Annotated in this window: 22 protein-coding genes and 1 pseudogene; 11 read left to right on the top strand and 12 right to left on the bottom strand. The window is 60.6% G+C overall.

Going from position 1 to position 25,767, the window contains the following annotated elements; all coding sequences use genetic code 11:
• Window positions 1-684: 684 nt before the first annotated feature.
• Entirely contained in the window at window positions 685-1,335 is a 651-nt protein-coding gene (locus tag K9B32_RS15865) for a TetR/AcrR family transcriptional regulator (RefSeq protein WP_318013344.1), read from the bottom strand.
• Between the two features lie 9 nt (window positions 1,336-1,344).
• A pseudogene (locus tag K9B32_RS15870) lies at window positions 1,345-1,662 on the bottom strand (esterase); the annotation flags it as partial.
• 143 nt (window positions 1,663-1,805) lie between these two features.
• Between K9B32_RS15870 and K9B32_RS15875 the strand changes: the two are divergent.
• A complete protein-coding gene (locus tag K9B32_RS15875; RefSeq protein WP_224563691.1) occupies window positions 1,806-3,596 on the top strand; it encodes a glycoside hydrolase family 15 protein in 1,791 nt (596 codons plus the stop codon).
• 428 nt (window positions 3,597-4,024) lie between these two features.
• Here K9B32_RS15875 and K9B32_RS15880 read toward each other — a convergent pair whose 3' ends face one another.
• The 3 genes from K9B32_RS15880 to K9B32_RS15890 form a co-directional block, all read right to left on the bottom strand.
• The gene (locus K9B32_RS15880; RefSeq protein ID WP_224563694.1) at window positions 4,025-4,210 is read right to left on the bottom strand and encodes a hypothetical protein; all 186 of its coding nucleotides are present in this window, start codon (window positions 4,208-4,210) and stop codon (window positions 4,025-4,027) included.
• 177 nt (window positions 4,211-4,387) lie between these two features.
• On the bottom strand, window positions 4,388-4,579 hold the full coding sequence (locus K9B32_RS15885; RefSeq protein ID WP_224563697.1) for a hypothetical protein: 192 nt from the start codon (window positions 4,577-4,579) through the stop codon (window positions 4,388-4,390).
• 283 nt (window positions 4,580-4,862) lie between these two features.
• Entirely contained in the window at window positions 4,863-5,306 is a 444-nt protein-coding gene (locus tag K9B32_RS15890) for an NUDIX hydrolase (protein WP_224563699.1), read from the bottom strand.
• Between the two features lie 67 nt (window positions 5,307-5,373).
• Between K9B32_RS15890 and K9B32_RS15895 the strand changes: the two genes are divergently transcribed.
• The 4 genes from K9B32_RS15895 to K9B32_RS29045 all read left to right on the top strand — a co-directional run bounded on the left by K9B32_RS15895 (window position 5,374) and on the right by K9B32_RS29045 (window position 7,055).
• Window positions 5,374-5,529 carry a hypothetical protein gene (locus tag K9B32_RS15895; RefSeq protein WP_224563702.1) on the top strand — a complete coding sequence of 52 codons (156 nt, stop codon included), beginning with the start codon at window positions 5,374-5,376 and terminating at the stop codon, window positions 5,527-5,529.
• Window positions 5,526-5,672 (top strand): hypothetical protein, encoded by a 147-nt coding sequence (locus K9B32_RS15900; RefSeq protein ID WP_224564069.1) that lies wholly within the window; start codon window positions 5,526-5,528, stop codon window positions 5,670-5,672. Before K9B32_RS15895 ends, K9B32_RS15900 begins: the two co-directional genes overlap by 4 nt.
• A gap of 9 nt (window positions 5,673-5,681) precedes the next feature.
• Window positions 5,682-5,894, top strand: a complete 213-nt coding sequence (locus tag K9B32_RS15905; protein WP_224564072.1) for a hypothetical protein — start codon at window positions 5,682-5,684, stop codon at window positions 5,892-5,894.
• A 738-nt stretch (window positions 5,895-6,632) separates the two neighbouring features.
• Window positions 6,633-7,055 carry a diguanylate cyclase domain-containing protein gene (locus K9B32_RS29045; protein WP_224563705.1) on the top strand — a complete coding sequence of 141 codons (423 nt, stop codon included), beginning with the start codon at window positions 6,633-6,635 and terminating at the stop codon, window positions 7,053-7,055.
• Window positions 7,056-7,304: 249 nt separating this feature from the next.
• Here K9B32_RS29045 and K9B32_RS15915 read toward each other — a convergent pair whose 3' ends face one another.
• The 7 genes from K9B32_RS15915 to K9B32_RS15945 all read right to left on the bottom strand — a co-directional run bounded on the left by K9B32_RS15915 (window position 7,305) and on the right by K9B32_RS15945 (window position 17,001).
• The gene (locus K9B32_RS15915) at window positions 7,305-8,444 is read right to left on the bottom strand and encodes a glycoside hydrolase (RefSeq protein WP_224563708.1); all 1,140 of its coding nucleotides are present in this window, start codon (window positions 8,442-8,444) and stop codon (window positions 7,305-7,307) included.
• Window positions 8,445-8,448: 4 nt separating this feature from the next.
• Window positions 8,449-9,621 (bottom strand): polysaccharide pyruvyl transferase family protein, encoded by a 1,173-nt coding sequence (locus K9B32_RS15920; protein ID WP_224563711.1) that lies wholly within the window; start codon window positions 9,619-9,621, stop codon window positions 8,449-8,451.
• A 39-nt stretch (window positions 9,622-9,660) separates the two neighbouring features.
• Window positions 9,661-10,839, bottom strand: a complete 1,179-nt coding sequence (locus K9B32_RS15925; protein ID WP_224563713.1) for a polysaccharide pyruvyl transferase family protein — start codon at window positions 10,837-10,839, stop codon at window positions 9,661-9,663.
• Window positions 10,840-10,877: 38 nt separating this feature from the next.
• Window positions 10,878-13,556: a glycosyltransferase gene (locus K9B32_RS15930; protein ID WP_224563716.1), complete on the bottom strand. Its 2,679-nt coding sequence runs from the start codon at window positions 13,554-13,556 to the stop codon at window positions 10,878-10,880.
• Entirely contained in the window at window positions 13,546-15,012 is a 1,467-nt protein-coding gene (locus tag K9B32_RS15935) for a DUF6212 domain-containing protein (RefSeq protein ID WP_224563719.1), read from the bottom strand. The genes K9B32_RS15930 and K9B32_RS15935 overlap by 11 nt, the downstream gene beginning before the upstream one ends.
• A gap of 208 nt (window positions 15,013-15,220) precedes the next feature.
• On the bottom strand, window positions 15,221-16,456 hold the full coding sequence (locus tag K9B32_RS15940) for a glycosyltransferase family 4 protein (protein WP_224563722.1): 1,236 nt from the start codon (window positions 16,454-16,456) through the stop codon (window positions 15,221-15,223).
• A gap of 44 nt (window positions 16,457-16,500) precedes the next feature.
• Window positions 16,501-17,001, bottom strand: coding sequence for a MarR family transcriptional regulator (locus K9B32_RS15945; protein WP_224564042.1), 501 nt, complete (start codon window positions 16,999-17,001; stop codon window positions 16,501-16,503).
• Between the two features lie 268 nt (window positions 17,002-17,269).
• Between K9B32_RS15945 and K9B32_RS15950 the strand changes: the two genes are divergently transcribed.
• From K9B32_RS15950 to K9B32_RS15975, 6 genes are all read left to right on the top strand, one after another.
• Window positions 17,270-19,030, top strand: a complete 1,761-nt coding sequence (locus tag K9B32_RS15950) for a type I secretion system permease/ATPase (protein ID WP_224563725.1) — start codon at window positions 17,270-17,272, stop codon at window positions 19,028-19,030.
• The gene (locus K9B32_RS15955; protein WP_224563728.1) at window positions 19,027-20,427 is read left to right on the top strand and encodes an HlyD family type I secretion periplasmic adaptor subunit; all 1,401 of its coding nucleotides are present in this window, start codon (window positions 19,027-19,029) and stop codon (window positions 20,425-20,427) included. The genes K9B32_RS15950 and K9B32_RS15955 overlap by 4 nt, the downstream gene beginning before the upstream one ends.
• A gap of 274 nt (window positions 20,428-20,701) precedes the next feature.
• On the top strand, window positions 20,702-21,361 hold the full coding sequence (locus K9B32_RS15960) for a calcium-binding protein (RefSeq protein WP_224563731.1): 660 nt from the start codon (window positions 20,702-20,704) through the stop codon (window positions 21,359-21,361).
• A gap of 62 nt (window positions 21,362-21,423) precedes the next feature.
• Entirely contained in the window at window positions 21,424-23,679 is a 2,256-nt protein-coding gene (locus K9B32_RS15965; protein WP_224563733.1) for a glycosyltransferase family 2 protein, read from the top strand.
• A complete protein-coding gene (locus tag K9B32_RS15970) occupies window positions 23,676-24,515 on the top strand; it encodes a class I SAM-dependent methyltransferase (protein WP_411969712.1) in 840 nt (279 codons plus the stop codon). The genes K9B32_RS15965 and K9B32_RS15970 overlap by 4 nt, the downstream gene beginning before the upstream one ends.
• On the top strand, window positions 24,512-25,762 hold the full coding sequence (locus K9B32_RS15975; protein WP_224563736.1) for a glycosyltransferase family 4 protein: 1,251 nt from the start codon (window positions 24,512-24,514) through the stop codon (window positions 25,760-25,762). Before K9B32_RS15970 ends, K9B32_RS15975 begins: the two co-directional genes overlap by 4 nt.
• Window positions 25,763-25,767 lie beyond the last annotated feature (5 nt).

Genomic DNA, 25,767 nt, shown 5'->3' on the forward strand with positions numbered 1-25,767 from the left:
AAGCAATGCCTCCCGTGATGAAGTCTTGGAAGAGACATCCAGTGCCGGCGGGCTCGATCCGAGCCAACGACTCCGGCCCTGCTGATCCGCATCAACGTCACTTGCGGCTGCAAGGGGCAATTGTGTCGAAGTTCAGCCCAAATATCCAGAAAACCATCCCGCAAACAGCGCTAGGGCTGCTACCATAAGAACCAGTATCCATACGCCGCGACCGTGCTTCGGCGGTCTCCCAGAATAGCGATCAGGGTCAGCCATCGTACTCGTCTCCAAAATACGCCCTTCGCTGCGCCGCCCTCCGCGCGGCAGCCTTAGGGTTTCAAGCTGAACGCGGCGTTGGCGGAGATGGCCGCCAGGCTTCCTTGCATGGCGAACCCACTCGCGTAGCTCGGCTTCCATTCCTTAAGCAGGCTCTTGTCGTCGAGGCGGAGCCGAGCGGGTGTCCGCGACGTTAATATAGCACGCGGCGCACGCCAAGGCAGAGGCTAGCGCCACGGCGTGTTGCCCGGCCAGCATTCAGATCGATCTTTCCGATGTTGAACACGGCAAGCGCGAATAGCCCATTTGCGCGCTGATGGAAACGGCTTCGTCGCAACTTGGAAGATCGAGACCCTGGGCGGTGTTCGGGTTGAGCCCGGGCCTTCGCAGCATCATTCTTCATTCACCGCGCCCGCTGTCGTGTCCGCTTCAGCGCGCGAACTTGCGGAGGCCCGCAACGGCAAAGGAAATCAGCTCCTGAGCCGATGTCCCACAGTCGGTCGAAGGCGTCGGCCGAATGATCCGTGGATCCCATAAGGAGATGACCGAGGCGCAAAAGCAAGATGCGGCCGCATCGACATTCGTCGGAGCGAATTCTTTGGTCTCTATACCAGCTCGAATGAACTCGCCCACATCGGCCTGGAGTCGCTTGCGATACTGCATGAACGACGACCAACTTTCTTCTGCAGCGAGAACAACAAGCTTGAACATCTGGCGCTCGCGGTCACATGCCTCCACTATCAACTGGTGGTGCCCGAGCGTGGCTTGCTTTAGGCAGTTCGCCGTATCGCCTCGTCCACCAGTGACAAGCGCGGGGAAGCTCAGACTGTTCTCCAGGAAATCTCCGGCGACGGCGTCCCATATCGCAGCCTTGGAGGGGAAGATTCTGTAGATGATGGCCGGGGACTTCCCAAGAAAGTCGGGCGATGTCGGCGACGGTTGCTTTCGACGGCCCATACAGCCGGCACGCCGCCGTGCCGGCTTCGACGATCCCCGACACGTATTCAGCCCGCAGCCGATGTCTTCCAGTCGTGGTGACGTCCATCTTCCGATCCTATTGTTACCTGGCAGGGGATCCATACCGGAGGTTCAGTATGAAATCTGCCCATTCTTGATGGTTGTGCCGTCGGAGGAGAGTTCCTCTTTCAGGATCTCTCGCGCCTCCGGGCTGATGACGGCGACAGGAGCCGCAACGGCAAGGCGCGCCGCCGAGCCCGCGAAATTCGCCGCAGTTACGCCGATCTGGTCGGCAACGCTTGCCTTTCCGCCCTCCAGGCTCTGCCCGGCCAGCCGCCGCCCGAGCAGGCGCACGATCTCGGGACTGTCGGCAAAGGCGTTGTGGCCGAGCGGATCGTTCGTCGCGATGGATCGACGATCGTCGAAAGGGATGGCGAGCCTGTCGGCCAGCAGGTCAATTTGCCCTAAGGCGGTCACTAAGGATGTCCGAAGCGGTTATCCGCCCATTGTAACCATCCTCTGGTCATCCGGGACGCTTGACCCATGTTCTCAGCCACTACCTCTAACAAGTCCGACGAACAAAGGAGGTCGACTTGCCAGGCCGCATCGAGGACTACGCGCTCATAGGGGATTGCGAGACCGCCGCGCTCGTGTCGAAGGATGGATCGATCGACTGGCTTTGTTTTCCGCGCTTCGACTCTCCTGCCTGCTTCGCCGCCCTCCTTGGCAACGAAGGCCATGGTCACTGGTCGATCAGACCTGCGAGCGAGAACCATGTCGTGAAACGCCATTATAGGGACGACACCCTCGTTCTCGAGACGGAGTTCAAGACCGAAACGGGTACCGCGGTGGTTTGCGACTTCATGCCCTTGCGCGATAGTACAAGCGATCTGATGCGTCTGGTCGAGGGCAAGAGCGGCACGGTGACGTTCGACCTGGAATTCGTCCTTCGCTTCGACTACGGCCGAACCGTGCCATGGGTAACCAGCAGCGAGGACGGCACCATCACAGCGATTGCCGGACCTGACAGGCTCACCCTGACGTCGTCCGTTCCGCTGCACGGCGACGAGATGCGAACCGTGGGCACGTTTTCCGTCTCCGCTGGGGAACAGCAGTCATTTACGCTGACATGGAACCCGTCGCACTTGGCTCGGCCGGCCGCGAAGTCCATCTCTACTGCCTTGGAGGACACCGAATCCTATTGGAGATCATTCGCGAAGAACTGCCCGCAGGTGGGCGGATGGACGGCGCAGGTCAAACGATCTTTGATTACGCTGAAGGCACTGACGTACATGCCCACAGGCGGCATTGTTGCAGCTGCGACGACCTCACTCCCCGAACAACTCGGCGGACCGCGCAACTGGGACTACAGATATTGCTGGCTACGTGACGCCACATTGACGCTCCTCGCGCTCATGAAGCTCGGCTACTACGAGGAAGCCGGCGCATGGCGCGATTGGCTTTTGCGAGCTGTCGCGGGCGCCCCTGCGCAGATGCAGATCATGTACGGTGTCGCAGGCGAGCGGAACCTGCTCGAGTGGGAGGTCCCTTGGCTTCCGGGTTACGAAGGATCTCGCCCGGTCCGGATCGGCAACGCAGCCTCAGAACAGGTTCAGCTCGACGTCTATGGCGAAGTCGCCGACGCCATGCTGCAAGCGCGCAAGGGAGGACTGCCGCCTCACCGCCGCGGACGCGAGCTCGCGGCCGCCATTCTTCCCTACCTGGAGAAGATATGGACAGAACCGGACGAAGGGATTTGGGAGGTGCGCGGTCAACGCCAGCATTTCACATACTCGAAGGTCATGGCATGGGTCGCCTTCGACCGTGCGGCGACGACTGCGCGAGACGAAGGCAATCCAGAGGCTGCCTTGCATTGGCAAGCCGTGGCCGATCAAATTCACGAAGAGGTCTGCCGAAAGGCATTCGACGCCGAGCTTGGCTGCTTCGTTCAGGCCTACGGCTCCAAGGCTCTCGACGCCAGCCTGCTGCAAATTGGCATGGTCGGATTTCTTCCTCCCGAGGACGCACGCTACATCGCCACCGTCGAGGCCATCCAACACAAGCTCCTGCGCGACGGCCTCGTGCTCCGGTACGAGACCCGTGAAGTGGACGACGGGCTGCCACCTGGGGAAGGTGCATTCCTTGCATGCAGCTTTTGGCTGGCCGACGCGCTTATCTTGATCGGTCGAAGGGACGACGCTCGGCGTCTCTTCGAACGGTTGCTGTCACTTTGCAACGACGTCGGCCTCCTGGCAGAGGAGTACGATCCTCACGCCGAGCGGATGGTTGGAAACTTCCCTCAGGCGTTCAGTCATGTCGGACTGATCAACAGTGCGCTCAATCTTTCCCGAGCGGAGGGACCGGCGGAACAGCGGGCTGAATGAGGGGTCCCCAGGGCTGCTTTGCGCCGCATCAGCGGTCATTGCAGCGAAGGAGCGGTCAAAGCGAGCGCTTGATAGTAGGCGGCCATGGCAATCCAATCGGTTTCAGTGACGGTAACTGCGCGACAGAGGCACGCGGCAACCACCGACGCCTTACGCTCTGCTTCGTTCCACACCCTTGCAAAAAAATGCCCCGCGTAGAGCGCAGGGCTTGAGGAAGTCGTGTAGGACATCGAGAGGGGTTAAAGTTCTCGATACGAAGTGTAACTCGGCGCCAACGGATTTGTTCCGTCGCTGATGGAGTTTCGGCGCCTGCGCCCTAAGTAGATGGCATTGGCCCCGGATTTCACGGCGGAGGTAGCTTGAGAGATCACCTTTGCTCCTGCCGTAAGCCGGAGGAGCAGAAAATGTCTCTTCTCAATCTTCTTTCCTTAGACGACGATGGCATCGAATGCGTTGCTGCCGTGGTTGAGGTATGGTGTGATCTGCACGGAGTCCCCCTGGATAGCCAGCGTGGCCGCGAGGCCATGTCCGAAGCCGTCCGACTCGCGCTCGGAGGCCAGAGGTCGCCCGAAGTTATGGCCGAGGCAATCTGCCGTCACATGAGAGCGCAGCAATACAAAGACCCCATAGATTGACGGTCGGAACAGAGTCGGCGCAGGGAGTCGTACTTTCGTACAGCAGCATGCAACGAACCGGCGCGCAATGCGCTGCTCGACTGGATTCCTTCACCTGAAGAGGAGCGATATCTGCCGAAGGCCGGTTTCCGCATCTGCGCAACCCGCCCAAACAGGTTAGCTCGCGCGAACTTCGGCAGACCCGGAACCCGCATCCGACATCGCCGACTGGTTCGAAAAACGGCGCCCGCGCTCCGATGCGGCTTTCTCGAGCAGTATCGCGAATTCACTCAGCTTCACTCCGTCGGCGCGAAGCATTTGACGGATCAACGGGTCGGTCAAAACTTGAGACATGGTCAGGTCGAGCATTGCGAGTTCCCTTATTCTTTGAAAGGAGACTACCACTTTACCGTGAAGATCAGATGTCGCGGGCGCGGCGGAAACAAGGCACGGAACTACCGGTGAGCCCTGCCCGCGAGAGGGCGTCGCTGTTCCCAGAATTTGTTGTCCGTGCCTGCAGGACGAGCTCCTGAAGAGGAGCTATCCGCGTCTCAAAAAGACGCCCGCGGATCGCGGGCAATAGCATTCTGGTTACAGGGGAAGATCCAACCAGATGTGACCACCGTATCGGTCGTGCATGACACGGGCATGTCTATTCGTGCAGTCGTTCGAGAAGTGCACGAAGTCCCGGCTGCGAGACCTCTGAGATCGCGACCTCGAGCGGGAACCAGTTCTGTTTTCGCACACCCTTTTCTGGAAAGTCGGCGGCGATGCCCGACACTTCCAGCAGATGTACGGAGACGTGATACCGATGCGGCGTGCTGTCCTTCCGATAGGAGAACAAGCCGAAGAGCTCGGGATTGACAACGCCTTCGACGCCCGCCTCCTCGAATGCCTCGCGACCAGCCGCGACTGCGCTCGTCTCGCCGGGGTCGATATGCCCCTTCGGTGCACCCCAACGGCCGTTGCGACGGCTTCCGACCAGAAGGATCATCATTCGTCCGCCATCGTCGCGCCTGAGGCAGATGGCGCCCGCCTGCCGAACGTCCCGCCCGATGTCGTCCTGCGCGAGAAAATGCCGAGACCCTTCGAGCATCGCCTTCCTTAAGATTTGCCCCACCTTCATCACATGTCGCTTGACCTCCTACCAAAGGGAGTGCGTCTTGTCGTCCGAAATCGAGATCAAGCTCGAACTGTCAAGGGACGTCGTGAGGCGTCTGTGGAACGTAAAGGAGAACGGTTCGAGGATCGAGGTGTTGATCGATCAGGGCGAAGCCCATTCCGGGGACAGGCGTTCGATCAAGAACCTCGGCGGTTGAACGGCGAAATGCGCTGGCTGGCCGGCGTACTCGGCGATGCCCGAAACATCGGCGTGCTGCTCGCGAAGGCGAAGGACGCCGACCTGCGGTTCAAGTTAAAGGACGCCCGCCAGGGACGTTCGACGATGCGATCGGGGCGCTGAATTCGTCCCGTGCTGCTCGCGCTCGACCTCAACGAATGGCCTCAACGCGGCGACTACCTCAAACGAACGAATGTGCGCAGCGCGATAAACACGCGTCACGATCGCATTGGTCGCGGATGTCGCAGCCCCGCCGGCTTCGGCGACGAGCTGCAGGGCATTGGAGCGGTGATCGGCAATTGCATCATGGTCTTGAATGTCGAGATCGACAACGAGGCAGGCTGACATGGGTGGTTCCTGTTTGTTACGACCTCATCCAATCCGGATGGGTACAGTGAACCTAGACCCATCGCCGGCGGGCCTCTCCTGCCGGCTTGCGCAAGCCGTCGGGATCTTGCGCATACTACACACGACGCATCGAACCGCCCTGCTGCGGCTTTGCACCTGTCGATTTTAGATTTTGTATTTTCTAACGGGGATTTAGCGGGGTTGATTATATGCCAACGCCGAAGCTGCGAATGGGTTTCTCGAACGAGCGCATAGGCCTTGGCCTTTCAGGCCGCGATCGGGTTGGTGTGACAATAGAATTTTGGGTGGCTATAGCTAAAATGCCGACGGATTTATTCACCTGCTATTTTCGCCGAACCTGTCAAATATAGCGACCACTGCAATAGCTCCGTTTAACCGATGACCCTGCAATTTCGATTTCGCCCAGCCGCAATCGTCGCGCATATCAAGAGCGCAACGCTCGGCGCCCTTACCTCGGCGGCTGGGATGACCGCGGTCGTTTGCTTGTTAAGCCTGCTTGTTCCCGAACGTCCGTTTTGGGTAGAATTAACGGCTGTGGCGTTGATATCGGCGGCTGTTACATTTCCGCTGCAATTTGCGCTTCACCGACGCAAAAAAGCGCTTCGTGATCTCCAGAAAGAACTTCAACACGCCCTGCACCATGATCCCATCATAGTTACACTGTGCACCGACGCATTTGCGACCCCCGTCGAGCATGCGGTAGACCGCAGGCGCGTGAGCACCGCGGAAAGCCCCGATGGCGTCATTCTCGTTGTCAGGGTCGGCAACTTCGATGAGATCGGTCGTCGCTATGGACCGCAATGGGCAGATACATTGCTTCAATCGATGGCTTGGATCGTCCATTCTTCCGTGCGCCATGGTGATCTCGTCGCCCGCGTTGCCTCCGACGAAATCGGGATCTATCTGCCAAACGCAACAATGGAAAATGTCAACAAAATCTGCGAGCGTATCCGCACTCGGGTATACGAAACCACCTTCATAGCCGGACAAGAGCGGCAGATATCCGTGACGGTGCGGTTTGGCGGCACCAGGGTCGGGGACCAATCCGCCTTCCAGGCACTCAGCGAGGCTGCCAACAGCGCGGCCCTCGCGGAGGAAGAGGCTGGCCCCCTCCTTTTCCGGGAGTTGTTTTCGTGAGAGGGCTTTCGGGCCGCCGGGCATATTCGGGTTTACAGTCTGTCGACAGCGCGCCGCGGAGTTTGGGGCGAGACGGTTCGCCGCCTCGGCGACTGCCCTGGCGCCAACCGCGTTGATCCCATAGACGCCGGCAGGCTGGTCTCGGACCGGCCGAGATCAAGCTCTGGGCGTCCCAAGGTAAATAGCTCGAGGTGGGGCAACGCGCGTGCCCGCTCCATCAAAGCGAGGGCGACTTGGCCCGGTTCCCAGCTACGGCGATCCTCTTGCCACCCCACCACCGGTATTCGTTTCGGTGGCCGCGACTCCGGCTGGGCCTAAGACGCCGCAGCGCCAAACGCTGTAGACCGGTTGTGTGTCCCAGTCGTAGTAGAAGGCTGCTTCCAGCCTCCCTTCCTCCATCATCTCAGAGAAGACGCGGCGCACGGCACGGACCGCCTCTTCCCGCTCACGGTCGTCGAGCGGGCAGGACAGCGCGGTGTTGGCAATTCCCCATTCGGTCACCCAGCACGGCCTGCCCTGCCCTTCGGGCTGGCAAAAATCGAGGACCGTCATCACGTAGCGCGCAAGCGCCGCGTCACGTTTGCGCCCTGGGTAGACATGGATGCCGTAGCCATCGACCAGCGCGTCGATCCCCCGCCCCCGCAGGAGCGAAATAACCACCGAGGGATCGAGCCGTTCCATGCCACGGCGATCTGCCTCGGCAGTGCCGGCATCGGAAAGCCCGGCTGAAATCAGAAGCGCGTCGCCGCTGTAGACCGTCGCCCGCAATTCTTCCCGGGTGACGCGGACGGTGCCGATATAGGCGTCGAGGCCGCGCTCGAACGCCGAGCGATTTGCGACTTCCGAAACCCTGCGCGGCGTGCGCCGCCCAGGGTTTTCGTAGACCACGAGGTCGCCATTGTAGGCGCTGTAATTTATCTCGTTTCCGGGCTCGACGGCGTCGATGCGGATGCCCATGCCGTCGATACGGCGAAGTGCCGCGCGCAGGTGCGTACGGTAAAGATCGAGGTCGAGATCCGAAAGCCGTTGAACGTCCCAGACGCGGCCGAAACCGGTCCGAGGGCGCGTCTGCGGCGGATAGTAGTCCTTGTTCCCGAGCTGGATCTCGAGGAGGATCTTCAGCCCGAGCCGATCCGCAATTTCGAGCGCTTCGATGCTTTTGCCCACCGGTCTCGACAGTGAAAGTCGGACATGGGTGATGCCGCTTGCCGCTATCTCCTTCAGCACCCGCTCCTGATCGGCGCGGGAAAGCCAGGCAAGGTTTACCCGGTTAATGCCGATGCGATCGGCAAGCACATCTTCCGCGTCCGCCGGCCGCGCCGGGGCCAAGACCCAGAGCGCTGCCAGCGCGCAAGCGAGTAGCGCGCGCAATCGCAGCCTCGCCGTCATCTGCTCACAGTCCGATCTGCCCCAGAGCATTTCGGAAATTGGCCTCGCAGGCGGAATAGCGGTCAATCACGGCCTGCGTGTCGATCTTGCCGAGGAAATTGGCGAGATAAGCGCGCTTGTCCACCTCCCTGTTCCAAGTGGCCGCCTCGATGTAGGGGAAGCCGATGAACTCCAGCATTTCCCGCATTCGGTCATCGACCGCGATCATGAGCGCGGGCGTGCCGGCCTGCATGCCGATAATGCAGCCGTGGAAACGACGACCGAAGCAGAAATCGCGCGCGGACATCGCGGTTCGCCACTGGTTGGTGTCGAAATAGACCAGCAGCTCGTGTTTCCGCTGCCATTTCTCCGAATGCTTGTATTCGGTCCCCCCGGTGATACGCCCGCTCGCCCGGTCATAGACGATGTCGTTGTCGTCGCCGGTCAGAGAGAGATTGTAGGCAACCACTTCGTCCTGGACGACATAGCTTGCGACGCTGTCGGGTTTGAGAAGCGCGTGGGCATCGACGATCGTATCGGCAACGCTGCCGAGATAGCCGCCGAAGGCGATTTTCTGGGCTTCAGACAGTCCCGGATTGGCAAGCGCCGAGAGCGAGCGCTTCATGTCGTTCGGCGAGAAGTAGAGCGACGGGCAGCCGGTTGGCTTGACGAACTTCATTCCCTGCTCTTTCAGGAACTCGGCAGTGAAATAGCCCCGCGTGAGGAAGAAGCTTTCCTTGTTTCTCAAGACCTCCAGGAACTTTAGCGTGCCAGCCGGCAGTTGCTCCTTGAGGCCCTCCTTGCGCTGAATGCCGATGCCCATCACCACGACCGGCATCTTCAGCTTGGCGAAGATCTCCGCTTCGAGATCGGCGGAATAACCGGGCCGCAGGAGATTGGCGGAGGCGAAGACGCACAAGTCGAATTCGCGGTTCACGCGTTCGTAGAGTTCGTGCGAATCCCGATTGTTGACGAGATGCCAGAACGGCAGATAGGTGACGTCATGGCCGCGCAGGCTTTCGGCCGCGCCTTCGCCGATCAGGTAGTTGCCGGTGTTGGCGATCTTCCTGACCTGCGAGATCAGGCCTTTCCTGGTCCTGGCCTCGTCGAAATAGGGCCGATGGATGACGGTCGTGCCGGAGACGTCCGCAATCGTCCGCTGCAGGTAGGATGGGATTCCCGTAAGCAAGATACGCATAGCTGTCCTCTGAAGCGAAAAGAGATGGCCCTGGGGCCGCTAGTGTCCGATGCCGATTTCACGTAGCGTGGTGCGAAAGGCGCGTTCGCGGTCGGAGTACCGGTCGACAAGTTCGCTCGTGTTGAGCTTTGCCAGATGATCGGCCACGAACTCGGCGCGGTTCTCCGCCTTGTCGATCTCGTTGATGTCGACGGCGGGCAGGCCGGTAAAGCCGAGCATCTCACGCATGCGGTCGTCCACCGCCACCATCAGGCTCGGCACCGCCGCCTGCATGGCGATGATCGATCCGTGGAAACGACGGCCGAGATTGAAGTCCATCGACGAGGCCCAGGCGCGCCACTGGTTGGTGTCGTAGAAAGTACGGACCTCGAACCGCTGCTTCTCCCGCTCCGTGCCGGGGTACGCCAGATCGCCGATCATCAGGCCCGATGCGGAATCATAGACGCGACCCTCTTCGTTGGGCTCCACCTTCATGTCGAAGTGGAGAAACTCGTCCTGAACGACGTATTGCGGAACTGTGTCCTGTGGGGCCAGCGCATTGGCGTCGAGGATCGCATCCTGATTGCCGCCGAGGTAACCTGAAAAGATCGTCCGCGCCTTGCCGATCTTTACGCTCGACAGCTTCGTCATGGACCGGCGCATGTTGTCCGGCATGAAATAGACGGAAGGGCAGCCGGTTGGGCGCACGAAGGAGAAGCCCTGGTCCTTCAGGAAACCGGCCGACTCGTAGCCGCGCGTCAGGAAGTAGTGCTCCCGCTCCTTCAGGATGGCCAGGAGCCGCTTGGTTCCTTCAGGAAGATTGTTCTCCAGGTCCCTGCGGTTTTGCAGGCCGATGCCCAACATGACGATCGGCATGTTGAGCCGGCTGAGGACCTCCGCCTCGGCGTCCGCGGAAAGCCCCTTGCGCAACAGGTTTGCGCAGGTAAAGACGCAGATGTCGAAGTTGGCGTTGAACTCGTCGAACCCGCCGCCGCTCTTGCTCAAATTGTAGAGATGCCAGAAGGGAACCTGCTTGGCATGCGGCGCAAGTGCGCGCAGGGCGCCCTCACCGATGAGGTAGTTGCCGGTGTTGCTGATGTTGCGCAGCTCCTGCAGGAAATCCTCTTTCGATTCCGGCTGCTTCTGCCGCTCTGCATAGGAGACGGACAAGCCATGCGCGCCATTGGCAAGGCGCGTGTAGTGACCAGGAATACCCGTCACGAGAATTCGTGGACGCATTCGACTAGACCTTTCTGTTTCAGGGGGCGGCCCGGCAATCAGCCGATCGCCGCAACCACGGGATTTGTCACTGGCGGCTCGCGAAAGACTGTGGCGCGGGACAGTGATGAGTTATTCACATAGCGATCGCTCCACGCGATGAAGTCCGAGAAGGAGGAAGCCCATGACCGGCGCGCTGCAGTCCGCAGGCAGCCCTCCATGAGCGGCGCGAGCCTGTCGCGATTGTGCGCGATCTCTTCGATGATCCGCGCCATCTCCCTCACCACCTGAGGATCGGAAGCCGCGTTGACGAGTATGCCGTCCTCGCCGTCGGAAATGAGTTCGTCGACGGCGCCGACCGCAGTCGCGATTGGCACGCAGCCGAGCTGTTGCGCCTCGGCGATCATCAGCGGCGCGCCCTCCCAGCGTGACGGCATGACGAGAATGTCGGCCCAGCCCAGCGCCTTGATCAGATCCTTGCTGGCGAAGACGGGCGGACGCACGTCGACGCCGAGGTCCTTCAATCGTTCGCTCCAAGACAAGCTGGAATCGGCAAGGATTTCCCCTCCAATGGCCCGGGCGTCGAAGGAGACGTTGGAGGCCCGCAGTTCCGCGAGCGTCGACGCCAGTCGATCGATGCCCTTCTGCTGATCGAGCCGCCCCATGTAGAGAAGCCGCAACCGGTCGTCCTTGCGCTCGATCCGCCTGACCGCCAGAACCTCCGCCAGGGCTTTGGGCGGCACCGTGAAACTCGCCCCATTGGCAACGGCGAAAACTTTCTCATGCGGGACGCCGTAGCTGTGCAGATAGATCTTGAGCTGTTCGGAACAGGTCAGGAAGGCATCGTAGCAATGTTCGTGGGCAATCGCTGCGAAGGGCTGCCCGGCGGGCCTCTTGAAGGCCGTATTGTCGACAACGTGAAGATAGCAGGCGGTGCGCGTGCCTTCGGCGCGCAGTCGTGCGATGAGGGGATGGACGGCCATCACGTGATTGTTGATGACCAGGTCGAACCCGGAAAGCTGTCCCTTCAGCGCCTCCCAATCGACCGAGTGCCCCTCGGCGATAAAGTCCTGCCCCAGGAAGGAACCCGACCCTCCCCAGGCCGGAATTCCCGCGTCCCAGAAGTGAATGTAGTCGAAGCTGGAATCGAACTCATCGATCACATCCATCCGGGACGTGCCGAGCACGAAGAGATGGGTTTCGTAACCCGCCGCCTTCAATTCCCGGCCTGCCGCGTAGACGACTTTCTCGGCCCCGCCGAAGGAGGCGTTCGGCACGAGTAGTGCGACGGTCCGCTTGCCTTCGCTGTGCCCGAGCGGCAGAACCGGTGATCCCCCAACTTCCTTGCGCAGCGCCTTGTGCAGATCGGCGTAGGGGACGAGCCGTGCCGGGCGCCAGGTCCACCGCCTGCCCGCCGTCTCACGCAGGGGGCTCGCGGCAATCGCGTTGACGCAATTGATCATCACCTGCTGAGGCGTGATGAGAGACCGGCGCGGGAGGCTTCTTGGAAACGGGAAGCGCACTTTCAGTACAGTCGATGTCGGCCATACTTGCTGGCTGCCAATCGAAGCGAACCAGTCCACCGCGTTGTTCTGGACCACGTCTTGGACGAGCCGGGTCGAAAGGAAGATGAGATCGGCGGGGCCGATCCGTTCTCCGCCAGCTCCATGAACGATCGGCTCGATCTTGCGCTGGGCGGCATCGTTGGCAAGTTGGACGAAGACGACGTTGCTGCTCTCGCTCAGGCGCTCAAGATGGGCAAGCACGTTCGGCAGCATGCGCGAACGCCGGAGCAGGTCGAGCGCCGCGCCGCTTCCGGCGACCATGAATGGCGGGAAGTGTTCATTGTCGGGTTCGCCGATGTTGGCCCAGAACGCCGGGATGATGTCGTCGAGGCGAAGCATCGCCGGTGGCTTGGTGGGATCGGTGAAGAAGGAGATCGCTGTATCTTCCGTTCGCGCAAACAGGTAGCGCGGGCACTCCTCATGCTCAAAATCCACCAGCATCGGTCGCTGGAATAGTGATTTGTGGCGCTTGCGCAGGAAGCTCACCGATGTGGCGCGGTCTCGGTTCGCCTCCTTGAAGCGGCTCTCCGCCCGCAGCCTGTATTCGAAGACCGTGTCATGGCAGGGCGTGCCGACGAAGCCATGCTCGATGCAGGACAGCCAGAACTCCCAATCCTCGAAGCCGTTCTGCCTGTCGTCGTTGAAGCGGACGCCCGACTGGAAAACGTCGATCGAGATCATCGATCCCGTGTCGCAGATATTGTCGGTTATGCAGTGGACCAGCCGCGAATAGCGGTTGCCGTAGTGGGCGCGCCAGCTGACGGAAAACGTGTCGATATTGGTGTAGACCCACCCGCAACCACTGGCTTGGAGCTGCCGGTAAAGCGTCTGGATGGTGCCGGGAAGGACGCGATTGTCGGCATCCAGGAAATAGACGGCCTTCGCCTCGGGAAAACACTCGAGAACGTATTCGATGGCGCGATTGCGTGCGCCGCCCGGACCTGCGTTCTGGCCGATCACGACATGGACGGAAGGATGGGCAGCGGCATAGAGCAACAGTTGGTCGAACGTCTCATGCCGCGGATCGCCGTCGACCGAGATGACAAGGACGACCCGGCAGCTACTCAGTGTCGAGGCAAGGACGGACTCGATCGCCTCCAGGGCGAGTGCCGCGTGACCATAGAGGGGCATAGCCACGGCGATCAGTTCGGGGAGCTCCCTGTTACCGGACATCGGCGGCTTCCGTCGATTGCTTGACCAGCCTGAAGCCGGACACCTTGAGCCAGGAGAAATCGACCGAGTCCGTCACTGCGCGGCTGAGGATCATCAGATCCATCGGGCTGCGGACCGGCTGCTCCAGCTGGATGTTGATGTTGACGACTTGATTAGACGTGACTTCGCGCCATCCGCTGAAGAATGCTGATGGCCTGGCCGCGCCCTTTCGCGCGAGCTCGGCCACTTCGGAACGCGCATTCGAATTCGCCGGGGCGAGCAGGAAGCCGACCGCCGCGGGCTGACCTTGAGGATGATCAATGACGGCGCTTGCCGAGAAGGATATCGTTCCGGGCTCGACGGCGCGACTGACCGCGCCCGCGGATATGCCGCTCGGTAACGGGTGGCAGACGATCGCATGCTCATGCTCAAGGAAGCGCACGGTCTGGAATTCCGGGACGATGGGCGTGACCGAAACGTCCGCGATCTGGCTCAATGTGTCGACCGGCAAACGATAATCGACGATGAACTGACCTTCTAGCAGATTGCTCGGCGCAATCATGTTGAGTGCGTTGGCCGGCTTGACGCCGGGCAGTCCCGCAAACACCTTGAACGCCAGCGGGCGCAGGTCGAGATCCGGATGCGGAAGTTCCGACCGCGCCGAATAGCGCTCGCCGGCGATCGGATAGCCGAGCGAAACGCCGACGGTCTCGGGTCCGGTCGCCGAGATTCGCAGCCGAAGCGTGCGCGCCGCCCCTCCGCAGGCACGGGGCAACGAGAAGAAATTCCAGTTCGGCACGAGTTGCGCATAGGGTACGGTCCACTCGGCCACCCCTTCGCCGCTTTCGAGGTAGCTCAGTGCGACGACGAGCTCACCACTGACCTTGGGCACCGAATGCAGGTGAAGAGCAAAACCAGCCACGGCAAGGCTGGATACCGGCAGCAGCTGCTCGACAAAGGCGGTGGCAAGCAGCTGCCCGATCCCGTCGTCCTTTGGATCGGCATAGGGATCGTGGGAGAAAATCTCGGAAACCGGCTCCCAGTTTCGCGCCTGAAACGCATCCTCAAGGGCCCGGTAGTTTTCCAGCAGCGTTTCGCGCTCCCGGCGCAGGATCGCAAGCTCCGAGGTGATCGAGGTGCTATACTGGGCGAGCCGGCCGATGCCACCCTCGGCCAGCGCCCGCAGAAGCGCGAAACTGTCCGACTTGTTGACGGGATCAAGCCGCTGGAGGGGAACCGCGGGGACCGTCCCCAGCGATCCAAGCAGCGCCAGACGCTCCTGCAGATCCGCCTCGCCATCGTCGGAAAATGCGACAGCGATCAATGGAAATGCATTCCGCAATGTCGCTGAAGAGGGGCCATTCTCGAGGTGAACGATCAGATGCTCGATATCGCTGCCTTCGAAGCATGACCGATCCCGATCCGATGCCGCTATCAGCTTTCTCGTCGCCAGTCGCTTTCCAATGCCGGAGGACATCAACTCTCGCACTTACGGCCTCTGAAGAATTGTTTCGGAACAAAAACCAAAGACGCCAGACAATCGGTTTCTTTCTCAAATCATCGCGGCGTCACCAGCAAGAATCTAACAACTTCGATTGCAGTGCACAATAATAAAAATTGACACCTTTTAAGAAAATAACTTCGGATATACTTTAAAAATCAAAGTAATAATTGATTAGTTTCATTCATGAGCGACGGATAAACGATTTTCCGATCACTCCTTCGAGAATATCCCCTTGTCGATCGAGGCAGTCCGTCAGCCGGAAGCGATTTTCAACCGTCCGGCGCGCCGCTGCGCGCATCCCGAAATAGCGTTCCGGCTCCTTCAGGGCGTCGAGAATGGCCTTGGCAAGTGCGTCCGTGTCAAAAAATGGCACCAACAGGCCGTTCCGGCCGTCGCGTATAACTTCCTGGACAGGAGCGGTATCCGACCCAATGACCAGGGCTCCGCACGCCATCGCCTCCAGCACCGACCAAGACAAAACGAATGGATAGGTCAGGTAGAGATGCGCGGACGAAATCTGGTAAAGCCGCCGCAAAACGGAATGCGGCACCACGCCGGGTAAGAGGATATTCTCCCGTGGCATATCCAGCGTCTCCAGGAGATGGTCCTTCCAGGCCCCACCGCCGGGCGGGGGCACACCATAGCTGACGCCATCTCCGCCGACGAAAACGAAGAGTGCATCGCGACATTGCCGCGCAACCTTGGCGGCAGCCTCCAGAGCTTGTGGAAATCCGCGGTACGGCTCGAGGTCGCGCGCGACGAAAGTGACAATGGGAGGCCCGCCTGCAGTGAGCACACGTCCATCCGGAAGCGTCACCGATGCTGTCGGATCTGGTCGAAACCGCACCGTATCGATACCCTCGTGGCACACTGAAATGCGCCCCTGGGCATCGGTGGGATACAGGCTTTTCTGCCAATGGGTGGGGCTGATACCCGCCTCAATGGCCTCGAGGGACAAGAGCTGCGCGATGTTGCGCAGGCGCAGCCTCTTGCGCGTCTCCAGATCAGGCTGATCGTCGGGCGAAAACCCGATGTCGGCGCCTTCCGGCCGGTAGAAGAACTCGCAATATCCCAATGCGGGCACCTGTGGCAGCACGTCTTTCAAGAACATCATGCTGCCCCAGCCGATATGGCCGACGACAACGTCCGGCGCTAGCCCTTGCCGCGCCATGGCATCGAGCGTTTCGGCAACACGATGGCCTATGCGCGCGTGGTGATCCGGAATGCCCATGTGCCGGGCCATGTGCGGATTTGCGCGCGGGCCTGGCTCCGTTCGATGTCGAACGACGCGAACGGATGGGATCTTCCGGTCTATGGTCTCGGTGATAAGGCTGACCTCATTGCCCGCCTGCGCGAGTTGAGCGGCCAGGGCAGCGAACTGGCCGAAACCCCTGCGATGAACAAACGCCACATGCATCGCGTCTAGTCCGCCTTGGCCAGTCCCGCGGCACCGCTCACCGCTTAGACGCCGAACCGTGAAGCGTTGGCCCAGGCCAGTTCAAGCTCATGCAGCGTCTGGAAGGCCGTCTCAAGCATCCGTTGATCCTGATCACCACGTTTCACTGCACGCTCGTAGGCCATCGCCGCGTCGCGGAGATTTGCCCTAAGCTGCCTCCCCTTCTCCGTCAGCTTGATGCGTGCGGACCGCTTGTCGCGCTGGGAGGCAACGCGATCAATGTAGTCGCCGTCGGCAAGCTGCTTCAAATAGTAGGAAACATTGGAACCAACATAATGGCCACGTTCCAGAAGCTCGGCGACCGAAAGCTCCGAATCGCCGATTGCGAGCAGTATCATCGCCTGTGCCGGCCCAACATCATCTACACGAAGCTTGGTGAGCTCCGCGCGGATCAAGCCTGAAAACCGTCGACTTGCCCGCTCCATGAGGCGAGCGAGCTCGAAATATGTAATCTGCCGGAGGTCACCGAACTCGAGATCTTGAGCATGCCCGGGCTCTGCTTGCACAGCCCGCCCCCTATTTCCAATTCTCAGATCGTCATTCAGATCGGAAAGATTAAGCACACTATCGTCGTTCACTATATTCTCCGTGTTGGAAAAATACTTCAAAACTTGAAGTAATCTTCAAATATGTCCATCGACCACAATTAGTGTGACCTTGCACACCCCCGCCCTTCTATGCCAGATTGGTCGAAGCATTACTACACTCCCGCCCGGTTATAACCAATTCCGTCCTCCGGCAGATGGCCACAACGTTAATTCAAGGCAAATCGCCATGCGTGATACTGTTCAAAATGAGACAAGAAGCAAGGGTCAATCATTGGGAGGCAATGATAAGAACAACCCCGGATTGCTGATCGCGCAAGCGAAGCGCGTATTCTTGTCTGGGCTAATATATGCGGCGGCGCTTAGCGTGTGCCTGAATTTGCTGCAACTTACGATGCCCATTTTCATGCTGCAAGTTCATGACAGGGTCCTCAACAGTCAGAGCATGGAGACGCTGGTCATGCTCATGATTTTGGCGATCGGCGCCCTTGTGGTGCTCGGTGTTCTGGAATTCATCCGCGCCCTCTCCTTCCAAGCCATCGGTGGCGCACTCGTGCGCCGTTTAAACATGCCAGTCCTTGCCGCCGCCGTTCAGGCCTCCGTTGACCAGGGCCTGTCGCGCGCGACCCAGTCGCTTCGCGACATCGCGGAACTTCGAAGCTTCCTGACCTCGTCAGCGGTAACCGCGCCCCTCGACGCGGCGTGGTCGCCGATCTTCCTCGGCGCCCTTTTCGTTCTGCATCCGCTGTTCGGCCTCATCGGGGCCGTCTCCGCGGCGCTGCTCCTTTGCGGCGGCCTGATCACGGACATGCTGACACGCCAGCTCACCAAGGAAGCGAACCAGACAAATGTTGAAGCAATCTCGAAGATTGGCGCATCACTCAGACATGCCGAGGCTATCGAGGCAATGGGCATGTTGCCGGCCCTGGCGAATCGTTGGCGCGCCCTGCAAATGCAAGCCCTCGACGGCTTTGAAGCGAGTGGGAGCAGGAGCAAGGCGATGTCGTCCATCACCCGCAGCCTCCGCTATTCCATCCAGATCATCACCCTGGCGGCCGGAGCGTTCCTGGTGCTGGAGCAGGCAATCACGCCCGGCGCAATGATGGCATCGAGCATCCTTGTCGGACGCCTCCTGATACCTTTCGATTCGGTCATCGACAATTGGCGTCAGTGGGTGCTGGCGATCGCAGGCTGGCGTCGCCTTGAGGCCACCCTCAAGGCGGACCTTGCTATTCGCCAAACGATGCCCACCCCGCATTCGTCTGGCGACATCGTCGTCGACAAACTGGTCTACGCAGCCCCCGGGCTGGATGTGCCGATCATCAAGGGCATTTCGTTCTCCCTCTCCCCGGGCGAGGTGCTCGGTGTGGTTGGTCCCTCCGCGGCTGGCAAATCGACCCTCGCCCGGCTTGTGGTCGGGATCTTGCGCCCCACGTCAGGCGGTGTCTTCCTCGACGGCAACAACACCTATCTCTGGGAGCGCAGTTCGTTCGGCCAAGTGGTCGGATATCTACCGCAATCCGTCTCCCTCTTGGAGGGCTCGATTCGAGAAAACATTGGTCGGATGGCGGACAGCGATCCATACAAGGTGCTGGAGGCGGCGCGATTGGCCGACATCCACGAGATGATCGGACGCCTGCCACTGGGCTACGATACGCCCGTCGGTGACGGACACCTGACCCTTTCGGGAGGACAGCGGCAGCGCATAGCGTTGGCACGTTGCCTCTACAACCGGCCTCGCCTCATCGTGCTCGACGAGCCGAACGCAAACCTGGACGCGATTGGCGAGCGGGCCCTTATCCGCGCGATCCAGCACGCGCGCGACGACGGCGCCATCGTCATCATAATCGCCCATAGGCCAGCCATCATGCAGGTCGCCGACAAACTGCTCGTGCTTGAAAACGGCCGCGTCACGCAGTTTGGGCCGCGGACGGACGTGATTCCAGCCACAACGGCGGGCGAAGCGCGCCGCGAGGTGGCCGCGCAATGACGGAGAAGAAGCCCCTTGCAGCCCGCCCCGACCTTTCCGAACGGCGTCTACAGACGCATCAACCGGTGCCGCTGAGTGTCAGCCCTGCGGACCTGGAACTCGACCAATTTGATACCCGCTCGCCGCTCCGCCGTCTTGTCATCGCGGGGATGGCCACGATCGTCGTGTCCTTCGGTGGTTTTTTTGCCTGGGCGCTTTCGACCGAACTCAGCAGCGCGACGGTCGCCAGCGGCACGGTCATCGTCGATTCGAAGCGAAAGACCGTCAGCCATTTCGAAGGCGGCGTCATGAGCCGGTTGCGGGTTCAGGAGGGCGACAAGGTGTCGGCCGGACAACCCCTGATCGAGTTGGAGGATACACGCGCCCGTTCCAGCCTGCGGTCACTCCAAATCCGGCGCATCGGCCTGATCGCGAAACTGGCGCGATTGAAGGACGAGCAGACCAACATGCCGCGGATCATCTTTCCACCTGAACTCGGCGATGGCGAGGACGTCGCCGTCGACGACGCCATCAGGGCGGAGACGGTGTTTTTCGAGAAGCGGCGCGAGATGCAGGCCGGGCGGATAGAGGTCCAGAGAAAAACCATCGAGGAGTACCTCGAACAAGCGAAATCACTCGGCATCCAGATCCAGGCGATCGATCAGCAGCTCGGCCTCATCAACGAGCAGCGGTCGGCGTTGGCGACGCTGGAGAAAAAAGGTGCCGTATCGCGCACGCAACTCATCGAGATCGAGGCCCGGCTCAGCGGGGTTAGCCGGGAGCGCAGCGAACTCGCCGGCGACAGAGCCCGGGCAGAAAAGGCCGCAGCGGGCGCGCAGCTTGCGCTGACCGGGATCGAAAGCGAGTTTCAGTCGACGATTGCCGGCGAAATCACGACGGCGCGCGTCGAGCTCGCGGATGTCGAAGAGCAGATCACGGCTTCAAACGACGTGCTGCGGCGTCTTGAAATCCGCTCTCCACAGGACGGGATCATCAGCAACATCTTCCTGCGCACGCCTGGCAGCGCGGTCACGCCCGGCCAGGCTCTGCTCGAGATCGTTCCGGAAAACGAGCCGCTCCTGATCGAAATGCGCGTCAATCCTCGTGACATCGACAGCATCGCGGTGGGCTCCAAAACGCAAATCCGGTTGACAGCCTATAATCAGCGTTCCCGCCTTCCCATGGAAGGCGCCATCACATATGTCGCCGCGGACCAGTCGGTCGATGAGAAGTCAAATTCCGCGTTTTTCGTCGCGCGCGCCAAAATCGACGCGTCGTCCTTCAAGGCAAACCCCGATGTCCGCCTCTATCCCGGCATGCCCGCGGAGGTGCTGATCATCCACAAGTCACGCCGTGCGATCGAATACCTTACCTCTCCCGTCGCCGAGAGTTTCAATCGTGCCTTCAGAGAAGACTAGGAAATAAAAATAAACTCGCGACATATCAATTGTAGTTTATTTCTATTTTTGAAGTTGTTTGTAAGTAAACTTCGGGAAGTTTACATTAAAAAAGCCGACATTTAAGAAACAATGTACGGATATGACTTAAAATAGGAAATTTATTTCTCAGAAATAGACGTTTTCTCTTCATGGGACGCTTGCGTTGTTCTTTGTTGCAATGCACATTTCTGGCGCGCAATTGTCGCACCCCGTGCGAGCAACGCGTGCATAGAAACCTGAAGAGGAGAGGCAGATGGCAACATTGGAAGGTGGTGCATACCACGACGCCCTGTTCGGCTCCCGTTTCAGCGACTTCATTCGCGCCCATGGGGGCGATGATTTCGTGAGCGGCGGCAACGGACACGACATCGTGTTCGGTGATGATGGTGACGACCTGCTGTTCGGCGGAAAGGGAAACGATACCCTGTTTGGCGGTGAGGGCAGCGACTTGCTGAACGGTGAAGACGGTCACGACACCCTCGTCGGCGGCTGGGGTGATGACCTTCTGTACGGCGACAAGGGCAACGACACCCTGTTCGGCGGACACGGAAGCGACCTTCTGTCGGGCGGCAAGGGCAACGACATCCTTTATGGCGGCGATGGTGGCGACATCCTCGACGGCGGCGCCGGCAACGATGTGTTGGCAGGCGGTGCTGGCCATGACGTCTTCGTCTTCGACGGCGGCGGCGGCAATGACGTCATTCTCGACTTTACTGCGGGCGAGGATCTGCTGCAGATCTCGAAGGGCATCAATGGCCTGGACGTGTCTTCGCCCGACGACCTGGCCTCGCGTATCACCCAGGTCGGCGGCAATGTCGTCGTGGATCTCGGACATGGTGACACGCTTACCCTGGTCAATGTCGATGCCGACGACATCCAGGCAAATCCCGAGCACTACTTCACAGTTCACTGAGCGTGAACCGCGCGCCCTGCTTCCTCCCGTGGGGCGCGCCATTCCAATTCAGAGGATAGCGTGTGACGTTCGACGTATCGATAAACGCCACGGGCGATTTCAGGAATGCAGAGATTTTTCGGCTCGGCGTGGATCTGGCCGTCCTCATCTTGGATCTCCCCCCAGCCCTTCCCTCAGCCACAAGGTGCCTGTTGTCCATGGACCAGTCGCCGGTACCGCTCGTCAGCATGACGCTCCCGCTTGGCAATGGACGGCAACGCATGTTCTGGGCGATGAGGCCAGGAAAGCAGCCGGAGAGCATAGACATCTGCACGGAAGACGGCTGCACGATTGATACCATCGTGATGCAGCCGGCGCGCATGCTCGCGCCGCTCGATGTTGAGGCCCTATTCGCTGATCTCGCGCCAGATGCTCGCATCAAGTTCGTCAACAACCTCCTGACTGTGTGGCGAAGCGCCTTCCGCATTGCCAGCGACGATCTGTTCAGCATGGTGGTTGAAGACGCTCTTCACTTGCTCGTACCCGAACCGCAGTCCGCCAGCATCGTGTGTCAGGTTGCGCAAGGGCGCCATCTGATTGAGACGACCATCAATCCGGATCTGGGCGACATCACAGCGATCTATGCGGTCGGCGCGGCGTCGATCACCCGCTTGGCCGTAAGGATTGTCCTCGGGCGCAATGCGAAAGGCGGCTCGCGGTCGTGCCATTTCATCACGGATGTGCCTTGCCCATCTCCTCCGTTGCTCATCGTCCTTCTGAGCAAGAATGGCGTCGCCATCCGCCAGCTCGCCGACGGCAAGTCTCGCTATTCCAGCCTTCAGAGTTGGTGGGATAAAAACCGCCAGGCGGTGGAGTTGCGTGAAATGATTGTCCGTCGGCTCGCCACGTTGCCGGAAAACGGCGCGGCCACGGCGATCGACCTGCAAGTTCGCGCACCACTGGCGACAAGCCGGATCGCCAAGTCATCGATGCATCCGTCCGGAGAGGTCGATCTCGCTCTGGTGCTCGACGGCGGTCTTCTGGCCGGCGGCTGGTTCCATGCGCCCTCAACCGCCTTCGCCGGCATCGATTACCTCAAAGAGGACGGCACGGCCGTGCCGCTCGACGGCAACAGCTACGAATTTCCGGCATGGGCGCAAGGGAGCGATGAAAAGAGTAAGACCGATGTGACCGGTTTCGTTGCCTGGGTCCCTCTGGCGGAATCGCCCGGGCCGCTTCTGCAGCCACGATTTCAGATGCGCCTCGCCTCTGGAGCGACAATGGCTCTCGTCCCGAAACCACAGGCCTTTGAGGCCGCAATGCAACGAAACCACCTCCTTCGCGCCGTGCCCCCGCAGCATGCGGTCGACCGCGCCTTCCGTACAATCCTCGCCCCCTCCTTGCAGAATGTCGAGCGGCGATTGGGCAAGACCATAGAGGTCAGCCGCACCAAGGACTACGGCATTCCCAAAGATGCGCCCCTCGTTTCCATCGTCGTCCCACTATACCGGGTTCTCGACTTCCTGCGTTTCCAGCTATCCGGGATGGCGACGGATCCGTGGCTCGCCGACAACGCTGAGATCATTTATGTCCTCGATTCCCCGGAAATTCAGGACGAGACGGAGCACCTGCTGGGCGGCCTGCACCTGCTGCACGGACTAGCGATGAAGTTCGTCGTCATGAATCGCAACGGAGGCTACGCGCGCGCTTGCAATGCCGGCGCACGTTTTGCACGCGGCGCCATTCTGGTGATGCTCAATTCGGATGTCGTGCCGTCAGCGCCAGGCTGGCTCCAAGTGTTGACGCGTCCGTTGCTGGAAAGGCCAAACCTGGGCGCGATCGGCCCGAAGCTGATTTTCGAAGACGGATCGCTGCAGCATGCCGGGCTCTACTTCGGCCGCGACCAGCGCGGGATCTGGCTGAACCACCATTTCCACAAGGGCATGCCGCGCGACTACGCGCCGGCGCAACATGCCCGCGAGGTTCCCGGCGTCACCGGCGCTTGCCTCGTGACCCGCAGGGACACTTACGAGAGCGTTGGTGGTTACACCGAAGACTACGTGATCGGCGACTACGAAGACAGCGACCTGTGCCTCAAGATCCGTCGCCTCGGGCTCCAGATAGTCTACGAACCGGCAGCGTGCCTGTATCATTTCGAGCGTCGCTCGATCCGCCGCAGCGAGGACTACATGCGCGGCGTGGCAAGCCAATACAATTCATGGCTACACACCCAGCGTTGGGAGGACGACATCACCGAACTGATGGCGATTCAATTCGCCAAAGACCCGGATCGACACGCCGCCATTGGTGGGGGAATCCCGGAAAGGAACGCGGCGTGACGCAAGCGGCACTCATGCATCCGCCCGCGCCGGCCCGGCTGATCGATGAAGACCGTGTTCGCTGGCTCATCGACTCCGTTCGGTGCAATCGTTTTCTGCCGCAACCGGATTCAACCGATGTCGTCGTCGGAGACGGTGATTTTCGCGCGATAGGGGCGGAGTTTCTCGGTTACTTTATTCGCATCGGCGGCCTGCGCGAGGACAGCCGCGTGCTGGACATTGGTTGCGGTATCGGCAGGATGGCGGTGCCGCTCACCCAGTATCTCGATCCGCAAAACAGCCGCTACGATGGCCTCGACCCGGTCGAGGGCGGCATTGGCTGGTGCCAGCGTACGATCACGCCTGCCTACCCCAATTTCGCCTTTCAGCGACTGGATATCGCCCACGAGCTCTACAACCCCAACGGCAAGATCAGCGGAAAGGCGCTGGCGCTGCCCTTTCCCGATCATCATTTCGACTTCGTCATCATGACGTCCGTGGTCACTCATCTGCCGCCCGCCGAGGTGCTTGTCTACCTCTCCGAGGTTCGCCGAGTGCTGTCACCCGGGGGCCGCTTGTTCATGACCGCGTTCGTGGTCGACGGCATCGCCGCGGCAAACGAAAACGGACGGCGCGATCCGCGTCTCGCTTTTCGTCGCTATCGTGAAAGCCCATGTTGGTTCGTACCCAACCAGCCACCGCTTGCCGCGATCGGCTTCGATGAAGGCTTTCTGGACAAGGCGCTCGAACGGGCCGGTCTCTCCGTCGCGCTGAAATCGCTTGGCCGTTGGCGCGGCACAAACGCTGGCCACCATCAGGACTTCATCGTGGCGAAGCGCCGGGGAAATGGTCGATGAGCAAGCGCATTCTGGTGGCCGCCCACAACCATCCGTCCCTCCATCCGGGTGGAACGGAGATATTCGCCCACGACTTGTTTCGCGCCTACCAGCGCGCCGGGCACGAGGCTCTGTTTCTCGGTGCCACGAACCAGATCCATCGCGAGGCGAGGCCGGGCACGAGCTTTCAGGGCGTCGGCCCGGCGGGAGACGAGGTCCTGCTGTGGTCGGGACACTTCGACCACTTTTTCATGAGCCAGATCGACCTCTATGGCGTGGTGCCGGATATAACGGAGTTGCTGCGCGAGTTCCGGCCGGATGTGGTCCACATCCACCACCTGTTGCTGCTTGGCGCTGAGTTCCCTCACATTATCCGCCGCACCCTGCCCCACTGCCAGATCGTCATGACGCTCCATGACTACTACCCGATTTGCCATCATGACGGCCTGATGGTGCGCACCGGCACCAAGGAGCTTTGCCATCAAGCCAGCCCGGACCGCTGCCATGGCTGCTTCAAGGACATTCCCCTCGATCGCTTTGTCCTGCGCGAACGGCACCTGAAGGCCCTGCTGAGCACGGTTGACCACTTCGTATCACCAAGCGCTTTTCTAAAGGATCGCTTCGTGCAGTGGGGATTGGACGAAGATGCGGTCAGCGTCATTCCCAATGGCATCCCGGTCAGAAAGGCCGGCGCGCAACGAGAGCTGCTCGAAGGCGGCCGGCCTATCTTCGGCTATTTCGGAAATCTCAATCCCTGGAAAGGGGTGACCGTATTGCTCGACGCCGCGCGCCAGCTTCTGGCCGATGGCCACGAATTCGAGCTGCGCGTCCATGGCGGCGCGCCATTCCAGAGCAAGACCTTCGTCGACGAGGTCGATCGCCGCTTCGCCGAGACGGCGGAATGCGTTCAGCCCCGGGGTCCTTATCGACGAGAAGATATCGGCGATCTGGTGGCCGCGGTCGATTGCACCATTGTTCCTTCCATCTGGTGGGAGAACGCGCCGTTGGTCATTCAGGAAGCCCAGGCTCAGGGGCGTCCGGTCATCGCCAGCAACATCGGGGGCATGGCTGAAATGATCGAGCACGGCGTCAACGGCCTGACTGTGCCACCCAACGATGCGCGAGCACTCGCCGCGGCTATGCGTAGCATATTGGAACAGCCGAACCTGGTGCGCCAGTTCGCCGAAAACGCCCGCAAACCCGACGACATCGATACGACCGCCCGCCGCTACCTCAAGCGGATCGAGCCGGCACTGCTTCCGGCATAGGAGAA

It is taken from the genome of Rhizobium sp. 3T7 (genome assembly GCF_020166565.1).
GTDB lineage: Bacteria > Pseudomonadota > Alphaproteobacteria > Rhizobiales > Rhizobiaceae > Rhizobium.

Coding starts and splice junctions, on each gene's coding strand:
- K9B32_RS15935 (WP_224563719.1), bottom strand. CDS start 15,012: ATGTCCTCCGGCATTGGAAAGCGACTGGCGACGAGAAAGCTGATAGCG.
- K9B32_RS15955 (WP_224563728.1), top strand. CDS start 19,027: ATGACGGAGAAGAAGCCCCTTGCAGCCCGCCCCGACCTTTCCGAACGG.
- K9B32_RS15915 (WP_224563708.1), bottom strand. CDS start 8,444: ATGACGGCGAGGCTGCGATTGCGCGCGCTACTCGCTTGCGCGCTGGCA.
- K9B32_RS15885 (WP_224563697.1), bottom strand. CDS start 4,579: ATGCTCGACCTGACCATGTCTCAAGTTTTGACCGACCCGTTGATCCGT.
- K9B32_RS15890 (WP_224563699.1), bottom strand. CDS start 5,306: ATGCTCGAAGGGTCTCGGCATTTTCTCGCGCAGGACGACATCGGGCGG.
- K9B32_RS15920 (WP_224563711.1), bottom strand. CDS start 9,621: ATGCGTATCTTGCTTACGGGAATCCCATCCTACCTGCAGCGGACGATT.
- K9B32_RS15865 (WP_318013344.1), bottom strand. CDS start 1,335: ATGGATCCCCTGCCAGGTAACAATAGGATCGGAAGATGGACGTCACCA.
- K9B32_RS15960 (WP_224563731.1), top strand. CDS start 20,702: ATGGCAACATTGGAAGGTGGTGCATACCACGACGCCCTGTTCGGCTCC.
- K9B32_RS15950 (WP_224563725.1), top strand. CDS start 17,270: ATGCGTGATACTGTTCAAAATGAGACAAGAAGCAAGGGTCAATCATTG.
- K9B32_RS15975 (WP_224563736.1), top strand. CDS start 24,512: ATGAGCAAGCGCATTCTGGTGGCCGCCCACAACCATCCGTCCCTCCAT.
- K9B32_RS15925 (WP_224563713.1), bottom strand. CDS start 10,839: ATGCGTCCACGAATTCTCGTGACGGGTATTCCTGGTCACTACACGCGC.
- K9B32_RS15930 (WP_224563716.1), bottom strand. CDS start 13,556: ATGTCCGGTAACAGGGAGCTCCCCGAACTGATCGCCGTGGCTATGCCC.
- K9B32_RS15940 (WP_224563722.1), bottom strand. CDS start 16,456: ATGCATGTGGCGTTTGTTCATCGCAGGGGTTTCGGCCAGTTCGCTGCC.